A 16,741-nucleotide genomic window follows, 5' to 3' on the forward strand; every position below is an offset into this window, starting at 1 on the left:
CATCCCGGCACGGAAGGTCTACACTGCAGCAAACAAGACCTGCCGGAGACAGCCATGGCCCACGCCCGCGTGCGCGAGTTCGAGAATTTCGCGGCCTTCTATCCCTACTACCTGAGCGAACACCAGAACCGTACCTGCCGGCGGCTGCATTTCGCCGGCTCGACGGTGGCGCTGCTGTGCCTGGTGGCGCTGGTCGTGACCGGCAATGCCTGGTGGCTGCTCGCCGCGGTGGTGGCCGGCTATGCCTTCGCCTGGGTCGGGCATTTCGGCTTCGAGAAGAACCGGCCGGCTACGTTCCGGCACCCCCTCTACAGCCTGATGGGCGATTGGGTGATGTATGCCGATATCTGGCGGGGACGGATTCCGTTCTGAGGCGCTGTCCCTTACGCGATTGGGTACTCCCTCTCCCGCTTGCGGGAGAGGGTCGGGGTGAGGGCGGGAGTCTCCACGAAGTCAAGGCCGCGGCATGCCGCCGTCCACCCCGCTCACACCTGCCCATGCCACCCCGGCGGCACCACCTCCAGCGTCCGCCGCTGCAACGAACCATCCCCCTGTGCCGGCGGCAAATCCACAGGCTGCTGGCGGAACACCGCTTCCAGCGTCTGGTCCAGCTGCGGATTGTCCAGGATCGACTTGAGCGCATCGGCGCCGCGCAGATGCTGCGCCAGCGCCGTGCGCGGCAGCCGTGGCAGGTTCAGCACCAGCCGGTCATGCAGGGTGCGCAACGTCACCTGCGACGGGTCGCACAGCAGCGCCCAATGGGCCTGGCCGCGCTCCTGCTGCAGGCGGCCGACCAGGTGCATGGCCTTGAGCTTGTCGAGCAGGCTGGCCAGGTAGTCGGCCTCGACCCGCAGCTTGCGGCTCAGGTCGAGTTCGCCGACGCTGCGCGGCACTTCGTCGCGGGCGCGGTAGAGCAGCAGCAGCACGCCCAATGCGTCGAAGAACTCGCTGCCGGCGAAGCTGCGGCGGCGCCAGTAGCCCTGCCGGATCACCGGCAGGTTGGCGGCGATGGTCGCGCCCAGCAGCGTCACCAGCCAGCTCAGGTAGATCCACAGCAGGAACAGCGGCAGCGCGGCGAAGGTGCCGTAGACCGCGGTGTAGGCCGGGATCTCGGTGATGAAATAGCCGAAGCCGCGCTTGGCGAACTCGAACGCCACCGCCGCGACCAGCCCGGCGACGATGGCATCGCGCCACTCGACATAGGCGTTGGGCACCGCCGTGTACAGGAAGGCAAAGGCCAGCGCCGACAGCAGCACCGGCGCCGCGCCCACCAGCAGGCCCAGTCCCACCGGCATGGTGCCGACATAGCCGGCCGAGATCGAGATCAGGTAGGAGCTGATCGACAGGCTCGCGCCGATCAGCACCGGGCCGAAGGTCAGCACCGCCCAGAACACCAGCACCCGCTGCGCCAGCGGGCGGCGCTGCTTGACGCGCCAGATCGCGTTGAGCGCGTCTTCCACCGTCAGCATGGTCAGCACCGAGGTCACCATCAGCCCGCCCAGGCCCATCGCGGTCAGGCCGCGCGCGCTCTTGGCGAACATGCCGAGATAGCGCTGGATCGATTCGCTGACGTTGCCGGGGATCAGGTTCTGGAACAGGAACGCCTCGATGGCGTTGCGGAAGTCGCGGAACACCGGGAACGCGGCGAGCAGCGCGAAGGCCACGGTCAGCACCGGCACCACCGCCAGCACGGTGGTAAAGGTCAGGCTGGCCGAGACCTGCGGCAGCCGGTCTTCGCCGGCGCGGCGCAGCGCGTAGCGCGCCAGGGCGCGTACCTTTTGCAGGTTCCATTCCCGGCGCAGGCGGGCGACACGGGCTCCAATCATGCGCAAGCAACCTCCTGGATGTGGTTGGTCGGATCGTCTGTCGAACTTCAAAAATGGCCCCGTTGCGCGTGCCGCGCGGGACCATCGGGAGATGGCGCGGGGGGCGCATCTATAATACGCGCATTGTTGCCGGCGTCCGCCGCGCACCGCCCTTTCACCATCCTCCCAGCGTCGGCCATCCCGCTCCATGACCGAGATCCTCGTCCTGTACTACAGCCGCCACGGCAGCACCCGCAAGCTCGCCGAACTGATCGCCACCGGCATCGACAGCGTCCCCGGCGCGCAGGCCCGCCTGCGCACGGTGCCGCCGGTTTCCACCGTGTGCGAGGCCACCGCGCCGGAGATCCCCGCCGACGGCCCGCCCTATGCCGAGCTGCGCGACCTGGAGGAATGCGCCGGGCTGGCGCTGGGCAGCCCCACCCGCTTCGGCAACATGGCCGCGCCGGTGAAGTACTTCCTCGACGGCACCGTGGCCCAGTGGCTGTCGGGCGCGCTCGCCGGCAAGCCCGCCTGCGTGTTCACCGCCACCGGCAGCCTGCACGGCGGGCAGGAGACCACGCTGCTGTCGATGATGCTGCCGCTGCTGCACCACGGCATGCTGATCCTGGGCCTGCCCTATTCCGAGAAGGGGCTGATGACGACGGCCTCCGGCGGCACGCCCTACGGCCCCAGCCACCATGCCCACGGCGACAACCGCGGCCCCGTCACCGAAGACGAATCGGCGCTGGCCCTGGCCATGGGCCGCCGGCTGGCGCAGACCGCGCTGCGCCTGGCCGGAGCGCAGGCATGACGGCCGCCGCCGACAGCGACCAGGCCCTGCACAGCCCGTGGCTGTACCGGCTCAGCGTGGGCAGCCTGCTGGCGCTGCTGGTGCTGTGCATTGCCTGGGAATGGCTGCTGGCGCCGCTGCGGCCGGGCGGCTCGTGGCTGATCCTCAAGTTCCTGCCGCTGCTGCTGCCGCTGCGCGGCGTGCTCTCGCGCAACCGCTACACCATGCAGTGGTCGTCGATGCTGATCCTGCTGTTCTTCACCGAGGGCATCGTGCGCGCCACCAGCGACCGCGCGCCCTCGTCCACGCTGGCGTGGGTGGAGGTGGCGCTGACGCTGGTGTTCTTCACCAGCACCATCCTCTACCTGCGCCCGTACAAGCGCCGCGCCCGCGCCGCCGCCAAGGCCGCGCCCAAGTCCTGAACCGCGTCCACCGATCGCCATGACCTCGCCTCAAGACTCCTTCCTCGCACTGTGCCGCGCCGCGCTGGGCCCGCAGCACGTGCTGACCGACGCGGCCGACCAGGCGCCCTACCTGACCGACTGGCGCAAGCGCTATCGCGGCGAGGCGCTGGCGGTGCTGCGCCCGGGCACCACCGCGGAAGTTGCCGAAGTGGTCCACGCCTGCCACGCGCACCGGATCGCCATGGTGCCGCAGGGCGGCAACACCGGCCTGTGCGGCGGTGCCACGCCGGCAGCAGGAATGCCGCAGGTGGTGATCTCGCTGCAGCGGCTGAACCGCATCCGCCAGGTCGATCCGCTCAACAACACCATCACGGTCGAGGCCGGCGTGGTGCTGCAGCAGCTGCAGGAAGTCGCGCGCGAGCACGGCCGGCTGTTTCCGCTGAGCCTGGCGGCCGAGGGCAGCTGCACCATCGGCGGCAACCTGTCGACCAATGCCGGCGGCACCGCGGTGCTGCGCTACGGCAACACGCGCGAACTGTGCCTGGGGCTGGAAGTGGTGACGGCCTCCGGCGAAACCTGGCACGGGCTGCGCGGGCTGCGCAAGGACAACACCGGCTATGACCTGCGCGACCTGTTCATCGGCGCCGAAGGCACGCTCGGCATCATCACCGCCGCGGTAATGAAGCTGTTCCCGCTGCCGCGCGCGTCGGTCACGGCGCTGGCCGCGGTGCAAAGCCCGCGCGCGGCGCTGGCGCTGCTGGCGATCGCGCAGTCGCACGCCGGCGCCATGCTGACCGGCTTCGAGCTGATGTCGGCGCTGAGCATGACGCTGGTGACGCGGCACTTCCCGCATCTGCGCTATCCGTTCGCCGACATCCATCCGCAGCTGGTGCTGCTGGAGCTGTCCGACAGCGAAAGCGAAGCCCACGCGCGCGGCATCTTCGAGACCATGATGTCGGCCGCCTTCGACGCCGGCGTGGTCGCCGACGCGGTGGTGGCGGAGTCGGTGCAGCAGTCGCGCGACTTCTGGAACCTGCGCGAGCACATTCCGCTGGCGCAGGTGGAAGACGGCAAGAACATCAAGCACGATATCGCGGTGCCGGTATCGCGCGTCGCGGACTTTATCGAGTGCACCGACGCGCTGCTGCAGAACGCCTTTCCCGGCGCGCGCATGGTCACCTTCGGCCATCTCGGCGACGGCAACCTGCACTACAACGTGGCGCCGCCCGAAGGCGTCGACCACGATGACTTCCTGGCGCACCAGGACCAGGTCAACCGCATCGTGCACGACAGCGTGCGCTCGCATAACGGCTCGATCTCGGCCGAGCACGGCCTGGGCCAGCTCAAGCGCGAGGAAAACCGGCACTACAAGAGCGAGGTCGAACTTGCCATGATGCGGGCGATCAAGGGTGCGCTGGACCCGCTCGGGCTGATGAATCCCGGCAAGGTGGTGTGAGCGCGCCCGCGCTCAGCGGCGCAGCTCGGTGTGGCGCTGTTCGGTGTGGCGCAGTTCGGTGTGGATATATGCCGCGACGTGCTCGAGCAGCTCGTCGAGATGGCCGCGCAGCACGGCGAAGCCCGCATGCTGCGCCAGCGTGGCCTCGTCCATGTACAGCGCCCGGTTGATCTCGATCTGCAGGCTGTGCCGCCGCTGCGCCGGATCGGCATAGGCGCGGATCAGCTGCGCGCCCTTGTACGGCCAGTTGACGGCCACCTGGTAGCCCAGCCCGCGCAGGCACTCCGCCACCAGTTCGATGAATTCCGCCGAACAAGTCGCGCCGTCGCCGTTGCTGACGACGAAATCCGGCCGCGCGGCGCCGTTGTCGACGTTCATCGCATTGCCGCGCGACTTCATCGAATGGCAGTCGAGATGCCACACCGCACCCGCGCGCGCATGGTGCTGGGCCAGCAGTCCGGACAGCGCGGCATGGTACGGGTCGTAGTAGGTCTTGAGCAGGTATTCCGCCATGTGCGGCGACAGGGTCTCGGCATAGACCGGCACGCCCGGCAGCGCCAGCCGGCGCAGCACGCCCATGCCGCGGCCCGACTTGTCGCTGGGGCGCACTTCATAAGGCATGGCGCCATCGATCAGGTCGGGGTCGATATCGTCGCGGGCGCGGTTGACGTCGACCAGCCAGCGCGGGAAGTCCGCGCACAGCAAGGTGCCGCCCACCCGCGGCGCATGCGCGAACAGCTGGTCGACATAGGCGTCCCAGCCGCTCAGCAAGGCCGCGGGCGGCGCGGCCAGCGGCAGCGTCTCGGCATGCAGCAGGCCGCTGTGCGGAGAATCCACCACCAGCGGCAGCGCCGCCCCGGCCGGTTCAGTCAGGGAATACGGAAGCGTCATGGTCAGAATTTGTGCTGGATGCCCACGCCCACCGTGGTCACGGTGTCGCCGGGCTTGTGCGAGTTGGGATCCTCGCGGTCAAAGAAGACATAGGGCATGGTGCGCTTGCTCAGGCTGTAGCCGTAGCCGGCCTGCACCTTGCTGAGCCGGCCCTGCGGGTCGCGCTGCACCGCGCGCTGCATGTAGTTGACAGTGAGCTTGTGCGCGCCGTACGGCACCGAGAAGCCGACCAGCCAGTACGGCACGTCGGTGCGCGTGGCCGCGGTGCCGGCGTAGCGGTCGCGCCCGACGATGCCGTAGAGGTTGACCACGGAGAAGTCGTATGAAGCCACCGCCTGCACCTTGTCGCGGAAATCATTGGCGACCAGGCCGCCGCTCTTGGCATCGCGCGAATAGCCAAGCCCCGCCGCGAACTTGCCGGCGGCGTAGTTCAGGCCCAGGTCGAATTGCCGGAAATCGTCCTCCGCCTGCAGCGGCGGCCGGGTATTGGGCGTGGTCGAATCCGGCCCCGCCAGGTTCATGCGCGCCCGCACCGAGAAGCCGCCGAAGCTTGGCGTCATATAGCCGAGCGCATTCGACACGCGGTTGCGCGCATTCAGCACCTTGGTGCCGATCGCGGTGGCGCCGGCATCATGGATGGCGAAGTCGATGTTCTGCGTCACCTGCGAATAGATCGGCGAGCCCACGATCGTCGCCGAATCCAGCCGGCCCAGCGCGATCGCGCCGAAGCCGCCCTGCAGGCCGACGAAGGCATGGCGGAACTGCGGGTTGGTGGCGACGCCGTTGTCGGCGCCGAAGCCCTGCTCCAGGCCGAATGCCGCGCGCAGGCCGCCGCCCAGCTCTTCGTTGCCGCGCAGGCCCCAGCGCGAAGCGTTGTCGGCCATCTGCGTGGCCCGCCCGTCGGGCCCCTTCTGGTATTCGATGTCGGTGTCGATGCGGCCGTACAGCGTCACCGTGGCGTCGGCCGCGGCCGACAGCAGCGCCAGCGCGCCGCCGAAGCAGGCGCGTCCGAGTGCGCGCCTGGCGTGGATACCGTTCATGCTCCTGCTCCCTCTGCGTGGTTTCATGCAAAAAATCCCCCTCTGTGGTGCAACTGCCGCGTGGTCTGCCCGCGCAGCGCGCACGCTCCCGCCCATCCCGCGCAGGCGGGATGGGGTCGTTCGACCGGGAGCGTGAGCGCGCCGCGCCTGGCGGCGGCTATCTAGTCATTCAGGTGGCAGGCGGACAGGCGTCCGCCGATATCGCGCAGCAGCGGCACCTCCGTCTTGCAGCGTGCGCTCGCGTGCGGGCAGCGCGGATGGAAGGCGCAGCCACTTGGCGGCGCCAGCGGGCTGGGCAGCTCGCCGCGGATCGGCTGGTGCGCGGGCGGCGTCGCGCCCAGGCGCGGGGCGTCGGCCAGCAGCGCGCGCGTATAGGGATGGTTGGGCGCGGCGAACACCTCGCGCGCGGCGCCGCTTTCGACGATGCGGCCCAGGTACATGATCACCACGCGGTCCGACATATGCTCCACCACCGCCAGGTTGTGGCTGATGAAGACATAGGTCAGCGCGTGCTCGCGCCGCAGCTCCATGAACAGGTTGATGATCTGCGCCTGCACCGAGACATCGAGCGCGGACACGGCCTCGTCGCAGATCAGCAGGCGCGGGCGCAGCGCCAGCGCGCGCGCGATCGCCACGCGCTGGCGCTGGCCGCCGGAGAACTCGTGCGGATAGCGCTCGGCATAGCCGCGATCGAGTCCCACCTGCTGCAGCAGCTCGCCGGCGGTCGCGGCCGCGCGCGAGCGCTTGATCAGGCCGTGGTAGACCGCGCCTTCGGTGATGGCCTGGCCGATGCGCAGGCGCGGGTTCAGCGACGCATAGGGGTTCTGGAACACCATCTGCACCGCGCGGTGATAAGCGGCGGAAGCAATGTCGGCGCGCTGGCCCTCCCAGGCGATCTCGCCGCCGGTCTGCGGCAGCAGGCCCGCCAGCATGCGGCCCAGCGTGGACTTGCCGCAGCCGGACTCGCCGACCACGCCCAGCACCTCGCCCTGGCGCACCTGCAGCGAGACATCGTTGACGGCATGCACCGCCTGCGCCGGCTTGCCGGCCATGCGCGCGAGCAGTCCGGGCTTGAGCAGAAAGCGTTTCTGCAGGTTGTGCGCTTCGAGCATGACCGTCATGCCGCCTCCAGGGGATAAAAGCAGCGCAGCGTGCGGCCGCGCACAGTGGTTTCGACAGGAATCTGGGCGCACGCGGCGCGCGCGCGCGGGCAGCGCGGTGCGAAGGCGCAGCCTGGCGGCAGCGCGGCCAGCGCCGGCGCCGCGCCCGGAATCGCGCGCAGCGTGGCGCCGCGCATCGCCGGCGTCGGCAGCGAATCGAGCAGGCCGCGCGTGTACGGATGCAGCGGCCGCCGGATCAGCTGCTCGACGGGCCCCTGCTCCACCACCCGGCCGGCGTACATCACGCAGACGCGGTCGACCAGGTCCTTGACCACCGCCAGGTCGTGGCTGATCCAGATCGCCGCGGCGCCGGTCTCGCGCACCAGCTGCTTCATCTCGTAGAGGATCTGCGCCTGGATGGTGACGTCGAGCGCGGTGGTGGGCTCGTCGGCGATGATCAGGTCGGGCCGGTTGATCAGCGCGTTGGCGATCGCCACGCGCTGGCGCATGCCGCCGGAGAGCTCGTGCGGATAGGCGCGCATGCGCTCCTGCGGCGCCGGGATGCCGACCCGCGCCAGCGCATCGACCGCCTGCGCATGCGCCTGCGCGCGGGTGCGGCGGTGGTGCACCAGCACGGTCTCGGCCAGCTGGTCGCCGACGCGCATGACCGGGTTGAGCGACATCATCGGATCCTGGAACACCATCGCGATGCGGTCGCCGCGCAGCGCCTGCCACTGGCGCGGCGAGCACGCCAGCAGCTCTTGCCCCTTGAAGCGCACCGAACCGCCGGTGACGCGCCCGGGCGGGTCGAGCAGATTCATCAGCGAGAACGCCGTCACCGACTTGCCCGAGCCGGACTCCCCCACGATGCCCAGGATCTCGCCCGGCTCCAGCGTGAACGACACGCCGTCGACCGCCTTCACCGCACCGTGCGCGAACGCGAAGCTGGTGCTCAGTCCCGCAACTTCCAGTAGTGCCATGGCGGGCTCCTTACGCTTCCAGCCGCGGGTTGAGCACGCGGCGCAGGCGGTCGCCCACCAGGTTGATCGAGCCGATCAGCAGCACCAGGGCCACGCCCGGGAACACGCTGATCCAGTACTTGTTCGACAGCATGTATTCGAAGCCGTTGGCGATCAGCATGCCCAGCGACGGCTGCGTGCGCGGCAGGCCGATGCCGAGGAAGCTCATGGTGGCCTCGAGCGTGATCGCATGCGCGATCTGCAGCGTGCCGGTCACCACCAGCGGCGCCATGCAGTTGGGCAGGATATGGCGGAACATCACGCGCAGCGCCGGCAGCCCCTGGCCCAGCGCGGCCTCGACATACTCCTTGCGCCGCTCCACCTGCGCCGCGCCGCGCACGGTGCGGGCAAAGTAGGCCCACTGCACGATCACCAGCGCCAGCAGGGTCTTGTCGACGCCCTGCCCCAGCACTGCCAGCAGGATCAGCGCCACCAGCACCGCCGGCAGGCTCAGCTGCAGGTCGACCACGCGCATGATGGCGGCGTCGGCCACGCCGCCGAAGTAGGCCGCGGCCAGCCCCACCGCGCTGCCCACCATCAGCGCCACCACCGCGCTGATCACGCCCACGCCCACGCTGATGCGAATGCCGTAGAAGATGGCGCTGAGCAGGTCGCGCCCGGCGCCGTCGGTGCCGAGCCAGTAGTGCGCCTGGCCTTCATAGCCGGTGCTGCCCGGCGGCAGTTCGGAGTCGATCACCGACACCGTGGCAAGGTCATAGGGGTTCTGCGGGCTGAGCGCATGGGCCAGCACGGCCACCAGCAGCAGCACCAGCAGCAATGCCAGCGCGGCGGCGGAGACTCGGTTGGCGCAGAAGCGCCGCAGCAGCGAAGGTCGTGCCGGCGGCGCGGCGGCTGGCGCCGGCGCGACCGCTGGGAGCGCGGGACTGGCTTCATCGGTTTCGGACAGAGGCAGGGACATCGGTTCAGTCTCGTTCTTGGGTCTTCGATAGCGGGGAATGGAGGCGGCGCGCGGCTAGGCCGCCTTGTGCCGCAGGCGCGGGTCGAGCACCACGTACAGCAGGTCGACCACCAGGTTCAGCACGACGAACAGCAACAGCGTGACCAGCAGGTAGGCCACCACCACCGGGCGGTCCAGCGCCAGCACGGAATCGATGATCAGCTTGCCCATGCCGGGCCACGAGAACACCGACTCGGTCACCACCGAGAACGCGATCAGGTGGCCGAACTCCAGCCCGACCACGGTCACGATCGGGATCAGCACGTTGGGCACCACGTGGCGCAGCACCAGCCGCGCGCCGCCCACGCCCTTGGCGCGGGCAAACTTGATGTACTCCTGCCCCGCCACCTCGCGCGTGCCGGCCTCGGTCAGCCGCGCCACCAGCGAGATCTTGAACAGCGACAGCGTCAGCGCCGGCAGCAGCAGGAAGCGGATGCCCTCCCAGCTGGTCACCGACAGCGGCACGCCCAGCACCGTGCTGACCGGCCCGCGCCCGCCCGACGGCAGCCAGCCCAGGTTCACCGAGAACACCAGGATGCCGATCATGCCGATCCAGAACGTCGGCATGATCACGCCGCCGAGCGAAGCCGCCATCAGCATCCGCGCCAGCCGGCTGTGCGGCTTCAGGCCGGCGTAGACGCCCATCGGGATGCCGATGCCCAGCGACAGCAGCAGCGCCGTCACCGCCAGCTCCAGCGTGGCCGGCACGCGGCTGACGATCAGCTCGATCGCGGGCCGGTTGTAGACGAAGGAGTCGCCGAGGTCGCCGTGCAGCGCGCCCTCGAGAAAACGCAGGTACTGCTGCGGCACGGGCAGGTCCAGGCCGAGCGCATGGCGCGCCTCGGTGATCTCCTGCTCGGTGGCGGTGGGACTGACCAGCAGGTGCACGGGATCGCCGATCAGGTTGACCGCGCAGAACGTCAGCACCGACATGATCCAGAGCACCGCGATGCTCTGCAGCAGCCGTTTCAGTAGGGTTTCAAGCATGGTAGAAGCCGGTGGGGATGCGGATACGGGTTGGCGCGCTCAGCGTTGCGGCGCGGCCGGCGGCGCCGGGCGGATGTTGCCAGCATAGGTAAAGCCGTCGCTGCGCGGCTGCACCGCGAGCCCGTCGCGATAGGCCCAGGCCGCGCGCAGGTGATGCAGCGGCACGATGCCGGCGTCGGCCGCCAGCCGCTCTGCCGCGTCCTGCTGCGCCAGCTCGCGCGGGGCCGGCGCCATGGTGCGCATGGCCTGCTCGATCAATGCGTCGACGGCCGCGTTGGCATAGCCGCTGCGGTTGTTCGCGCCCAGGCCGGCGGCCTTGTCCTGCGCGTGCGCCACCGCCACCAGCGGCTCCAGCGAATCGCCGCTGACCGCGCCGATGCCAAGCAGGAAGGCGCTGAACTCGGGCTTGCCGCCGGCGCCGCCCGAGGTGGCGCGGGTGATATAGACCGAGTACGGCAGCGTGCGCACCTCGGTGCGGATGCCGGCGCGGGTCAGCATCTGGCCGACCGCCTCGCAGGTCTTGGCGTCGTTCAGGTAGCGGTCGTTGGGGCAATGCAGCGTCAGGCGGAAGCCCTGCGGATAGCCGGCCTGCGCCAGCAGCGAGCGCGCCCGCCCGACGTCGGCGCGCGGCGCCGGCACCTCCGGGGCAAAGCCGAAGAAGCCCTGCGGCACCATCTGCCCGGCCGGCACCGAATCGCCCTTGGTGACGCGCGCCGCGATCAGGTCGCGGTCGATCGCCAGGCTGATCGCCTGCCGCACCCGCACGTCGCGCAGCGGGTTGGCCGCCAGCGGCTGGCCGGCGTGGTCCTGCACATAGGGCGAGACCGCGCGGGCCTGGTCCAGCTGCAGGTAGTTCAGCATGTACGAGGTGGCGGAGACGACGCGGATGCGGCCGTTGGTGCGCGCGAAGGCCTCGGCAATGCTGGCCGACGAGGCGTCGATCACGTCCACCAGCCCGGACAGCAGCGCCGAGGCCCGCGCCGGCTCCTTCGGGATGAACTGGAACACCACCCGCTGCCACGGCTGCGGCCCGCCCCAGTAGCCCGGATTGCGCGACAGCGTCAGCTGCTGGCCGTGCTCCCACGCCACCAGCCGGTACGGTCCGGTGCCGATGGCGGCGCTGCCATGGGCGAAATCGGCTTCGCGCACGCCCGCGCCGAGCGAGCGCGGCAGCATCGCCACCATGCCCAGGTTCTGCGGCAGCACCGGGTTGGGCGAGCGCGTGCGCACCCGCAACACCAGCGGCCCGGTGACCTCCACCGCCGCCACCGACTTCAGGTAGGTGCGGAAGGTGCGTGCGCCGGGCAGCTTCATGGCGCGCTCGATCGAGTAGCGCGCGTCCTCGGCGGTGAACGGCTCGCCATTGCTGAAGCGCACGCCGGCACGCAGCTGGAACTCCCAGGTGCGGTCGTCCAGCTGGTGCCAGGCAGTGGCCAGCTGCGGCACCGGGCGCAGCGCGTTGTCGAGGCCGACCAGGGTCTCGTACACGTGGCCCCACAGGTTGCGCCCGGCGGCGTCGAGCACATGGGGATCCGCGGCGCTGATCTCGGCCTTGTAGCCGATGCGCAGGTCGGCCGCCCGCGCGGCGTTCGCGCCGGCAAGCAGCGCTGCGGCAGTTAGCGTGGCGAGGACGGCGGCGGCGAGGCGCGACGCCGGGTTGACGGCAGGGGTGGACATGGTGGGGTGGTTCGCTTCCCGATACATTGTTTCATTCAGTGATACCGTGTATCGAAGAATAAGACATCGAGGCCAGTCCCGGTAAGAAGGGTTTACCCCCGGGACGCGCAACAGGCAAAAAAAACGGCGCCGAAGCGCCGTTTGGGACAGGAAGTGCGCGGCACGTGGCCGCGCGATGCAGGGCTGGGGGCCAGGAGGGCTGCAGGGCTGGAGGGCTGGTTCAGCCGCCCGCGTAACCGAGCGCGCGCGACAGGTTGGCGGCCTCCGCCACCACCATCGCCACATGGCGGTCCAGCGCCTGCTGCGTGGTGCGGCTGGCCGGGCTGGCAATGCTCAGCGACGCCACCGCGGCGCCGCTGTGGTCGCGCAGCGGCGCCGCGGCGGAGATGGCGTCGGCATCGCGCTCGCCCACCGACACCGCATAGCCGGCCGCACGGATCGCCGCCAGTTCCTCGCGCAGCGCCTGCGGCTCGATGATGGTCTTGGCGGTGAAGCGTTCGAGCTGTTGCGCCAGCACGGCCTCCAGCACCTCGGGCCCGGCGAAGGCCAGCAGCAGCTTGCCGGAGGCGCCCACATGCAGCGGCCGGCGGTTGCCGATCTCGGTATGCACCCGCACCGATTGCGTCGACTCGTGCCGCGCCACGCACACCGACTCGAGCCCGTCGCGCACGCGCACGATCACGTTCTCGCCGCAGGCCGCGCCGATCGCCGCCAGCCGCGGGCCCACCAGCTTGACCAGGTCGAACTGCTCGCGCGCGGCATTGCCCACCAGCAGCGCGTTGTAGCTGAGCTTGTAGACCGCCGCCGGCGACTCGCGCGCGATCAGCCCGCGGTGCTCCAGCGTGGTCAGCAGCCGGAACGCGCGCGCCTTGGTCAGCCCGGCGCGCCGTGCCAGTTCGGTCACGCCCAGCGATGGGTGCTCGGCCACCAGCATCAGCAGGCCCAGGGCCTCGTCCACCGCTTCAACGATGTAGGTCATCGATCCTTTTCGTCTAGATTCAGAAATATCCAGCGCAGATTGTAGCGGTCGCCGCAATCGTTCGCGCTGCAAGTGCCTCGCGCCAGGCTTCAATGGCACCATCCCCGCCTGCAACGAATACACCCTTCGGCACTTCCGAATACAACGCGGCGGGCAAGCTACGCAATACTCTCGGGATCGCCGTGCCAGCCTCGCGCCCGTCCCGCCCCACCCGCCCTCGCGCTGGCACCACCTGACGCACCGAAGGAGAACAGATGAGCATCAACGGCAAGGCCTACATCGTCGGGGCCTACGAGCACCCGACCCGCAAGGCACCGGACAAGACCGTGGCGCAACTGCACGCCGAGAGCGCCAAGGGCGCGCTGCAGGACGCCGGCCTGACCCTGGCCGACGTCGACGGCTATTTCTGCGCGGGCGACGCGCCCGGGCTGGGCGCGGTCAACATGGTCGACTACCTCGGCCTGAAGGTGCGCCATGTCGATTCGACCGACACCGGCGGCTCCGCCTACCTGGTCCATGTCTCGCACGCCGCGCAGGCGATCGCCGCCGGCAAGTGCAACGTCGCGCTGATCACGCTGGCGGGCCGCCCGCGCTCGGAGGGCTCCACCGGCACGCAGGCGCGCAACTGGGGCGCCAACCTGCCCGACCTGCCGTTCGAAAGCCCGTTCAGCCCGGTCACGGTCAACCTGTACGCGATGGCGGCGATGCGCCATATGCACGAGTACGGCACCACCGCCGAGCAACTCGCCTGGGTCAAGGTGGCCGCGTCGCACCACGCGCAGCACAACCCCCACGCGATGCTGCGCGACGTGGTCACGGTCGAAGACGTGCTGAACTCGCCGATGATCTCGGACCCGCTGCACAAGCTGGATTGCTGCGTGGTGTCGGACGGCGGCGGCGCGCTGATCGTCGCCCGCCCGGAGATCGCCGCCACGCTGCAGCGGCCCAAGGTGAAGATCCGCGGCGCCGGCGAATACATCAAGGGCCAGCTCGGCGGCGAAGTCGACCTGAGCTGGTCGGGCGCGCGCTTCTCGGGCGCGACGGCGTTTGCCGAAGCGGGCGTGACCCCGGCCGACATCAAGTACGCGTCGATCTACGACAGCTTCACCATCACCGTGCTGATGCAGCTGGAAGACCTGGGCTTCTGCCAGAAGGGCGAAGGCGGCAGGTTCGTCGCCGACGGCAACCTGATCTCCGGCGTCGGCAAGCTGCCGTTCAATACCGATGGCGGCGGCCTGTGCAACAACCACCCGGCCAACCGCGGCGGCATCACCAAGGTCATCGAAGCCGTGCGCCAGCTGCGTGGCGAGGCCCACCCCGCGGTGCAGGTCGCCAATTGCGACCTCGCGCTGGCGCAGGGCACCGGCGGCTACCTGGGCTCGCGCCACGGCAGCGCCACCCTGATCCTTGAACGTGAATAAAGCGCGGGAGCACTGACATGACCACCCCACACATCCCAGCCGTCTACAAGGCGCCCGACGAACAGCCCGACAACCTGCCGTTCTGGCAGGCCGCGCGCGAGGGCAAGCTGCTGGTCAAGGTCTGCGACGACTGCGGCAAACCCCACTGGTACCCGCGCGTGCTGTGCCCGTTCTGCATGGGCACCACCTCCTGGAAGCAGGCCAGCGGCCGCGGCACCATCTATACCTACAGCGTGACGCGCCGCGCCGGCCCCAACCCGTTCTGCATCGCCTACGTCAAGCTGGATGAAGGCGTGACCATGATGACCCATATCGTCGATTGCGATCTCGACACGGTGCGGATCGGCCAGAAGGTGCAGGTCAAGTTCTCGCCCAGCGACGGCGGCGCGCCGGTGCCGACCTTTACGCTCGCCTGAAGCAGAGCGCGAGGCTAGCGGCGCGGCCGGCAGCCGGCGCTGCGCCAGCTGCCTGCCGCCAGCCGCTTACCGCTGGCCGGCGCCCATGCTGCCGAACCTGCCGCTGCTGAAGTCGCGGAACGCCTCGGCAATCTCCGCCTCGGTGTTCATCACGAACGGGCCGTGGCCGACGATGGGCTCGTCGATCGGCTCGCCGCTGAGCAGCAGCACCACCGCATCGGTGCCGGCCTCGATGCTGACGGCATCGCCGGCGCCATCCAGCACCACCATCTCGGCATCGCGCACGGTGGCCTCGGCGTTGACCGTGACCTTGCCGCGCAGCACCACCAGCGCGGTATGCCAGCCCTCGGGCAGCGCCAGCCGCGTGGCGGCGCCCTGGTTCAGGCGCATGTCCCACACATGCATCGGCGTAAAGGTGCGCGCCGGCCCACGCTTGCCTTCGTATTCGCCGGCGATCACGCGCACCGTGCCGGCGCCGTCGGGCATCGTCACCGCCGGGATATCGCGGTCGACGATGGCCTGGTAGCCCGGCGCGGCCATCTTGTCGCGCGCCGGCAGGTTGACCCACAGCTGCACCATCTCCAGCGCGCCGCCGCTTTGCGCGAACGCGGGCGAGTGGAACTCTTCGTGCAGGATGCCGGCGCCCGCCGTCATCCATTGCACGTCGCCCGGACCGATGACCCCGCCCTGCCCGGTCGAGTCGCGGTGCGCGACCTCGCCCTTGTAGACGATGGTGACGGTCTCGAAACCGCGGTGCGGATGCTGGCCCACGCCGCGCGGGCGCTGCGTCGGCGTGAAGTCGGCCGGGCCGGCGTAGTCGAGCAGCAGGAACGGGCTGAGCTGCTTGCCGTGGCTGGTGTACGAGAACATCGAACGCACCGGGAAACCATCTCCGACCCAGTGCGGACGCGGTGCGCTGTAGACACCCAGAATGCGCTTCATGTCGATCTCCGAGTATGCCCGGCTCGCATGCCAGGCAATGATCCATGAAGCGATGATAGGTGCCGCGGCCAGCGTGCGGTAGGCGGCGGGATTGCGATGCAGCGTCCTGCCGCTGGAACGATGCCGCCAGCGATCAGAAGCGGTAGCGCACGTAGCCCATGCTGAAGTTGGTGCCGGGATTGGGGTCCTGGATCCCGGCATTGGACAGGTGCTGGAAGCGGTAGCCGATCGTCAGCCGCTGCGCCTTGCCGAAGGCGACGCCGACGCCGATCATGTCGGAGAACTGGAACGCCGAGCCCATGCGATGGCCGCCGGCGATCTCGGTGTCGGTCAGCACGCGCAGGCCCACCGAGGCTTCGACGAACGGCGTGGCGTATTCCCCCGCGTAACTGAGCCGGAAGATCGGCGACACGCCGAACTCCGTCAGCTGGCTCGACGGCCGCGACGACAGCGCGCGCCAGTTGGCGACATTGACCTCGCCGTCCAGCGCCAGCGCCAGCCGGCTCGACAGCTGCCACTGCACGATCTCGTCCCAGCGCGCCGACACCTCGTATTTCTCCACGCCGTGGCGGTTGTCGCGCCCATAGCCCGCCTGCATCGAGAATGCCGCAGCGCCGGCGGCGGACGGCAGCGCCAGCAGGCCAGCCGTAATCGACACCAGAGCCGCGCGCGGCAGCCCCCCTGACAATGTGTTTTTCTTCACTGACATCCGTATCTGTCGGGCAGCGCCTGCGAGATTGACGCGCCACCGCATTGTATTGATCACGGCTCAACACGATAGCAGCGCTTCGGCATTGGAGAAGCCTCCGCCAGGCAAACACAGTGTTTCATCGCAGGAACAATATGACGATGCGCG

17 protein-coding genes are annotated in these 16,741 nt (G+C 69.6%); 6 read left to right on the top strand and 11 right to left on the bottom strand.

The genetic code is table 11. The annotated features are described in order from the left end of the window. Window positions 1–54 precede the first annotated feature (54 nt). Entirely contained in the window at window positions 55–372 is a 318-nt protein-coding gene (locus LIN44_RS11975; protein ID WP_227312269.1) for an Mpo1-like protein, read from the top strand. Between the two features lie 113 nt (window positions 373–485). Here the strand turns inward: LIN44_RS11975 and LIN44_RS11980 are convergent, their stop codons facing one another. Then, on the bottom strand, window positions 486–1,826 hold the full coding sequence (locus LIN44_RS11980; RefSeq protein WP_227312270.1) for a YihY family inner membrane protein: 1,341 nt from the start codon (window positions 1,824–1,826) through the stop codon (window positions 486–488). A 187-nt stretch (window positions 1,827–2,013) separates the two neighbouring features. Here LIN44_RS11980 and wrbA point away from each other — a divergent pair, with 187 nt between their 5' ends. Genes wrbA through LIN44_RS11995 form a run of 3 tightly spaced genes read left to right on the top strand, consistent with a single transcriptional unit; the run spans window position 2,014 to window position 4,455 of the window. After that, the gene (wrbA, locus tag LIN44_RS11985; RefSeq protein ID WP_092313672.1) at window positions 2,014–2,616 is read left to right on the top strand and encodes an NAD(P)H:quinone oxidoreductase; all 603 of its coding nucleotides are present in this window, start codon (window positions 2,014–2,016) and stop codon (window positions 2,614–2,616) included. Further along, the gene (locus tag LIN44_RS11990; protein ID WP_227312271.1) at window positions 2,613–3,017 is read left to right on the top strand and encodes a DUF2069 domain-containing protein; all 405 of its coding nucleotides are present in this window, start codon (window positions 2,613–2,615) and stop codon (window positions 3,015–3,017) included. Before wrbA ends, LIN44_RS11990 begins: the two co-directional genes overlap by 4 nt. Window positions 3,018–3,036: 19 nt before the next feature. Next, window positions 3,037–4,455, top strand: a complete 1,419-nt coding sequence (locus LIN44_RS11995; protein WP_227312272.1) for an FAD-binding oxidoreductase — start codon at window positions 3,037–3,039, stop codon at window positions 4,453–4,455. Window positions 4,456–4,467: 12 nt separating this feature from the next. Here the strand turns inward: LIN44_RS11995 and LIN44_RS12000 are convergent, their stop codons facing one another. The 8 genes from LIN44_RS12000 to LIN44_RS12035 form a co-directional block, all read right to left on the bottom strand. Beyond that, on the bottom strand, window positions 4,468–5,346 hold the full coding sequence (locus LIN44_RS12000) for an N-formylglutamate amidohydrolase (protein ID WP_227312273.1): 879 nt from the start codon (window positions 5,344–5,346) through the stop codon (window positions 4,468–4,470). 2 nt (window positions 5,347–5,348) lie between these two features. Further along, window positions 5,349–6,386 (bottom strand): porin, encoded by a 1,038-nt coding sequence (locus LIN44_RS12005; RefSeq protein ID WP_227312274.1) that lies wholly within the window; start codon window positions 6,384–6,386, stop codon window positions 5,349–5,351. A gap of 161 nt (window positions 6,387–6,547) precedes the next feature. Further along, entirely contained in the window at window positions 6,548–7,507 is a 960-nt protein-coding gene (locus tag LIN44_RS12010) for an ABC transporter ATP-binding protein (protein WP_227312275.1), read from the bottom strand. Continuing rightward, window positions 7,504–8,466, bottom strand: coding sequence for an ABC transporter ATP-binding protein (locus tag LIN44_RS12015; RefSeq protein WP_227312276.1), 963 nt, complete (start codon window positions 8,464–8,466; stop codon window positions 7,504–7,506). Before LIN44_RS12015 ends, LIN44_RS12010 begins: the two co-directional genes overlap by 4 nt. A gap of 10 nt (window positions 8,467–8,476) precedes the next feature. After that, window positions 8,477–9,424, bottom strand: a complete 948-nt coding sequence (locus LIN44_RS12020; protein WP_227312277.1) for an ABC transporter permease — start codon at window positions 9,422–9,424, stop codon at window positions 8,477–8,479. A 54-nt stretch (window positions 9,425–9,478) separates the two neighbouring features. Further along, window positions 9,479–10,450, bottom strand: a complete 972-nt coding sequence (locus tag LIN44_RS12025) for an ABC transporter permease (protein ID WP_012352504.1) — start codon at window positions 10,448–10,450, stop codon at window positions 9,479–9,481. Window positions 10,451–10,489: 39 nt separating this feature from the next. After that, the gene (locus LIN44_RS12030; RefSeq protein WP_227312278.1) at window positions 10,490–12,127 is read right to left on the bottom strand and encodes an ABC transporter substrate-binding protein; all 1,638 of its coding nucleotides are present in this window, start codon (window positions 12,125–12,127) and stop codon (window positions 10,490–10,492) included. 220 nt (window positions 12,128–12,347) lie between these two features. After that, window positions 12,348–13,106, bottom strand: coding sequence for an IclR family transcriptional regulator (locus LIN44_RS12035; RefSeq protein ID WP_227312279.1), 759 nt, complete (start codon window positions 13,104–13,106; stop codon window positions 12,348–12,350). 254 nt (window positions 13,107–13,360) lie between these two features. On the opposite strand from LIN44_RS12035, the gene LIN44_RS12040 reads away from it, so the two are divergent. Together LIN44_RS12040 and LIN44_RS12045 are read left to right on the top strand one after the other, a co-directional pair. After that, window positions 13,361–14,527: a thiolase domain-containing protein gene (locus tag LIN44_RS12040; protein ID WP_227312280.1), complete on the top strand. Its 1,167-nt coding sequence runs from the start codon at window positions 13,361–13,363 to the stop codon at window positions 14,525–14,527. Between the two features lie 17 nt (window positions 14,528–14,544). Continuing rightward, window positions 14,545–14,943, top strand: coding sequence for a Zn-ribbon domain-containing OB-fold protein (locus tag LIN44_RS12045; RefSeq protein ID WP_116382429.1), 399 nt, complete (start codon window positions 14,545–14,547; stop codon window positions 14,941–14,943). Window positions 14,944–15,009: 66 nt separating this feature from the next. Here LIN44_RS12045 and LIN44_RS12050 read toward each other — a convergent pair whose 3' ends face one another. Together LIN44_RS12050 and LIN44_RS12055 are read right to left on the bottom strand one after the other, a co-directional pair. Next, a complete protein-coding gene (locus LIN44_RS12050; RefSeq protein WP_227312281.1) occupies window positions 15,010–15,885 on the bottom strand; it encodes a pirin family protein in 876 nt (291 codons plus the stop codon). Window positions 15,886–16,018: 133 nt separating this feature from the next. Then, window positions 16,019–16,594, bottom strand: a complete 576-nt coding sequence (locus tag LIN44_RS12055) for an acyloxyacyl hydrolase (protein WP_227312282.1) — start codon at window positions 16,592–16,594, stop codon at window positions 16,019–16,021. Window positions 16,595–16,741 lie beyond the last annotated feature (147 nt).

Source organism: Cupriavidus sp. MP-37 (assembly GCF_020618415.1).
Taxonomy (GTDB): Bacteria; Pseudomonadota; Gammaproteobacteria; order Burkholderiales; family Burkholderiaceae; genus Cupriavidus.

Coding starts and splice junctions, on each gene's coding strand:
- LIN44_RS11975 (WP_227312269.1), top strand. CDS start 55: ATGGCCCACGCCCGCGTGCGCGAGTTCGAGAATTTCGCGGCCTTCTAT.
- LIN44_RS11980 (WP_227312270.1), bottom strand. CDS start 1,826: ATGATTGGAGCCCGTGTCGCCCGCCTGCGCCGGGAATGGAACCTGCAA.
- wrbA (WP_092313672.1), top strand. CDS start 2,014: ATGACCGAGATCCTCGTCCTGTACTACAGCCGCCACGGCAGCACCCGC.
- LIN44_RS11990 (WP_227312271.1), top strand. CDS start 2,613: ATGACGGCCGCCGCCGACAGCGACCAGGCCCTGCACAGCCCGTGGCTG.
- LIN44_RS11995 (WP_227312272.1), top strand. CDS start 3,037: ATGACCTCGCCTCAAGACTCCTTCCTCGCACTGTGCCGCGCCGCGCTG.
- LIN44_RS12000 (WP_227312273.1), bottom strand. CDS start 5,346: ATGACGCTTCCGTATTCCCTGACTGAACCGGCCGGGGCGGCGCTGCCG.
- LIN44_RS12005 (WP_227312274.1), bottom strand. CDS start 6,386: ATGAACGGTATCCACGCCAGGCGCGCACTCGGACGCGCCTGCTTCGGC.
- LIN44_RS12010 (WP_227312275.1), bottom strand. CDS start 7,507: ATGACGGTCATGCTCGAAGCGCACAACCTGCAGAAACGCTTTCTGCTC.
- LIN44_RS12015 (WP_227312276.1), bottom strand. CDS start 8,466: ATGGCACTACTGGAAGTTGCGGGACTGAGCACCAGCTTCGCGTTCGCG.
- LIN44_RS12020 (WP_227312277.1), bottom strand. CDS start 9,424: ATGTCCCTGCCTCTGTCCGAAACCGATGAAGCCAGTCCCGCGCTCCCA.
- LIN44_RS12025 (WP_012352504.1), bottom strand. CDS start 10,450: ATGCTTGAAACCCTACTGAAACGGCTGCTGCAGAGCATCGCGGTGCTC.
- LIN44_RS12030 (WP_227312278.1), bottom strand. CDS start 12,127: ATGTCCACCCCTGCCGTCAACCCGGCGTCGCGCCTCGCCGCCGCCGTC.
- LIN44_RS12035 (WP_227312279.1), bottom strand. CDS start 13,106: ATGACCTACATCGTTGAAGCGGTGGACGAGGCCCTGGGCCTGCTGATG.
- LIN44_RS12040 (WP_227312280.1), top strand. CDS start 13,361: ATGAGCATCAACGGCAAGGCCTACATCGTCGGGGCCTACGAGCACCCG.
- LIN44_RS12045 (WP_116382429.1), top strand. CDS start 14,545: ATGACCACCCCACACATCCCAGCCGTCTACAAGGCGCCCGACGAACAG.
- LIN44_RS12050 (WP_227312281.1), bottom strand. CDS start 15,885: ATGAAGCGCATTCTGGGTGTCTACAGCGCACCGCGTCCGCACTGGGTC.
- LIN44_RS12055 (WP_227312282.1), bottom strand. CDS start 16,594: ATGTCAGTGAAGAAAAACACATTGTCAGGGGGGCTGCCGCGCGCGGCT.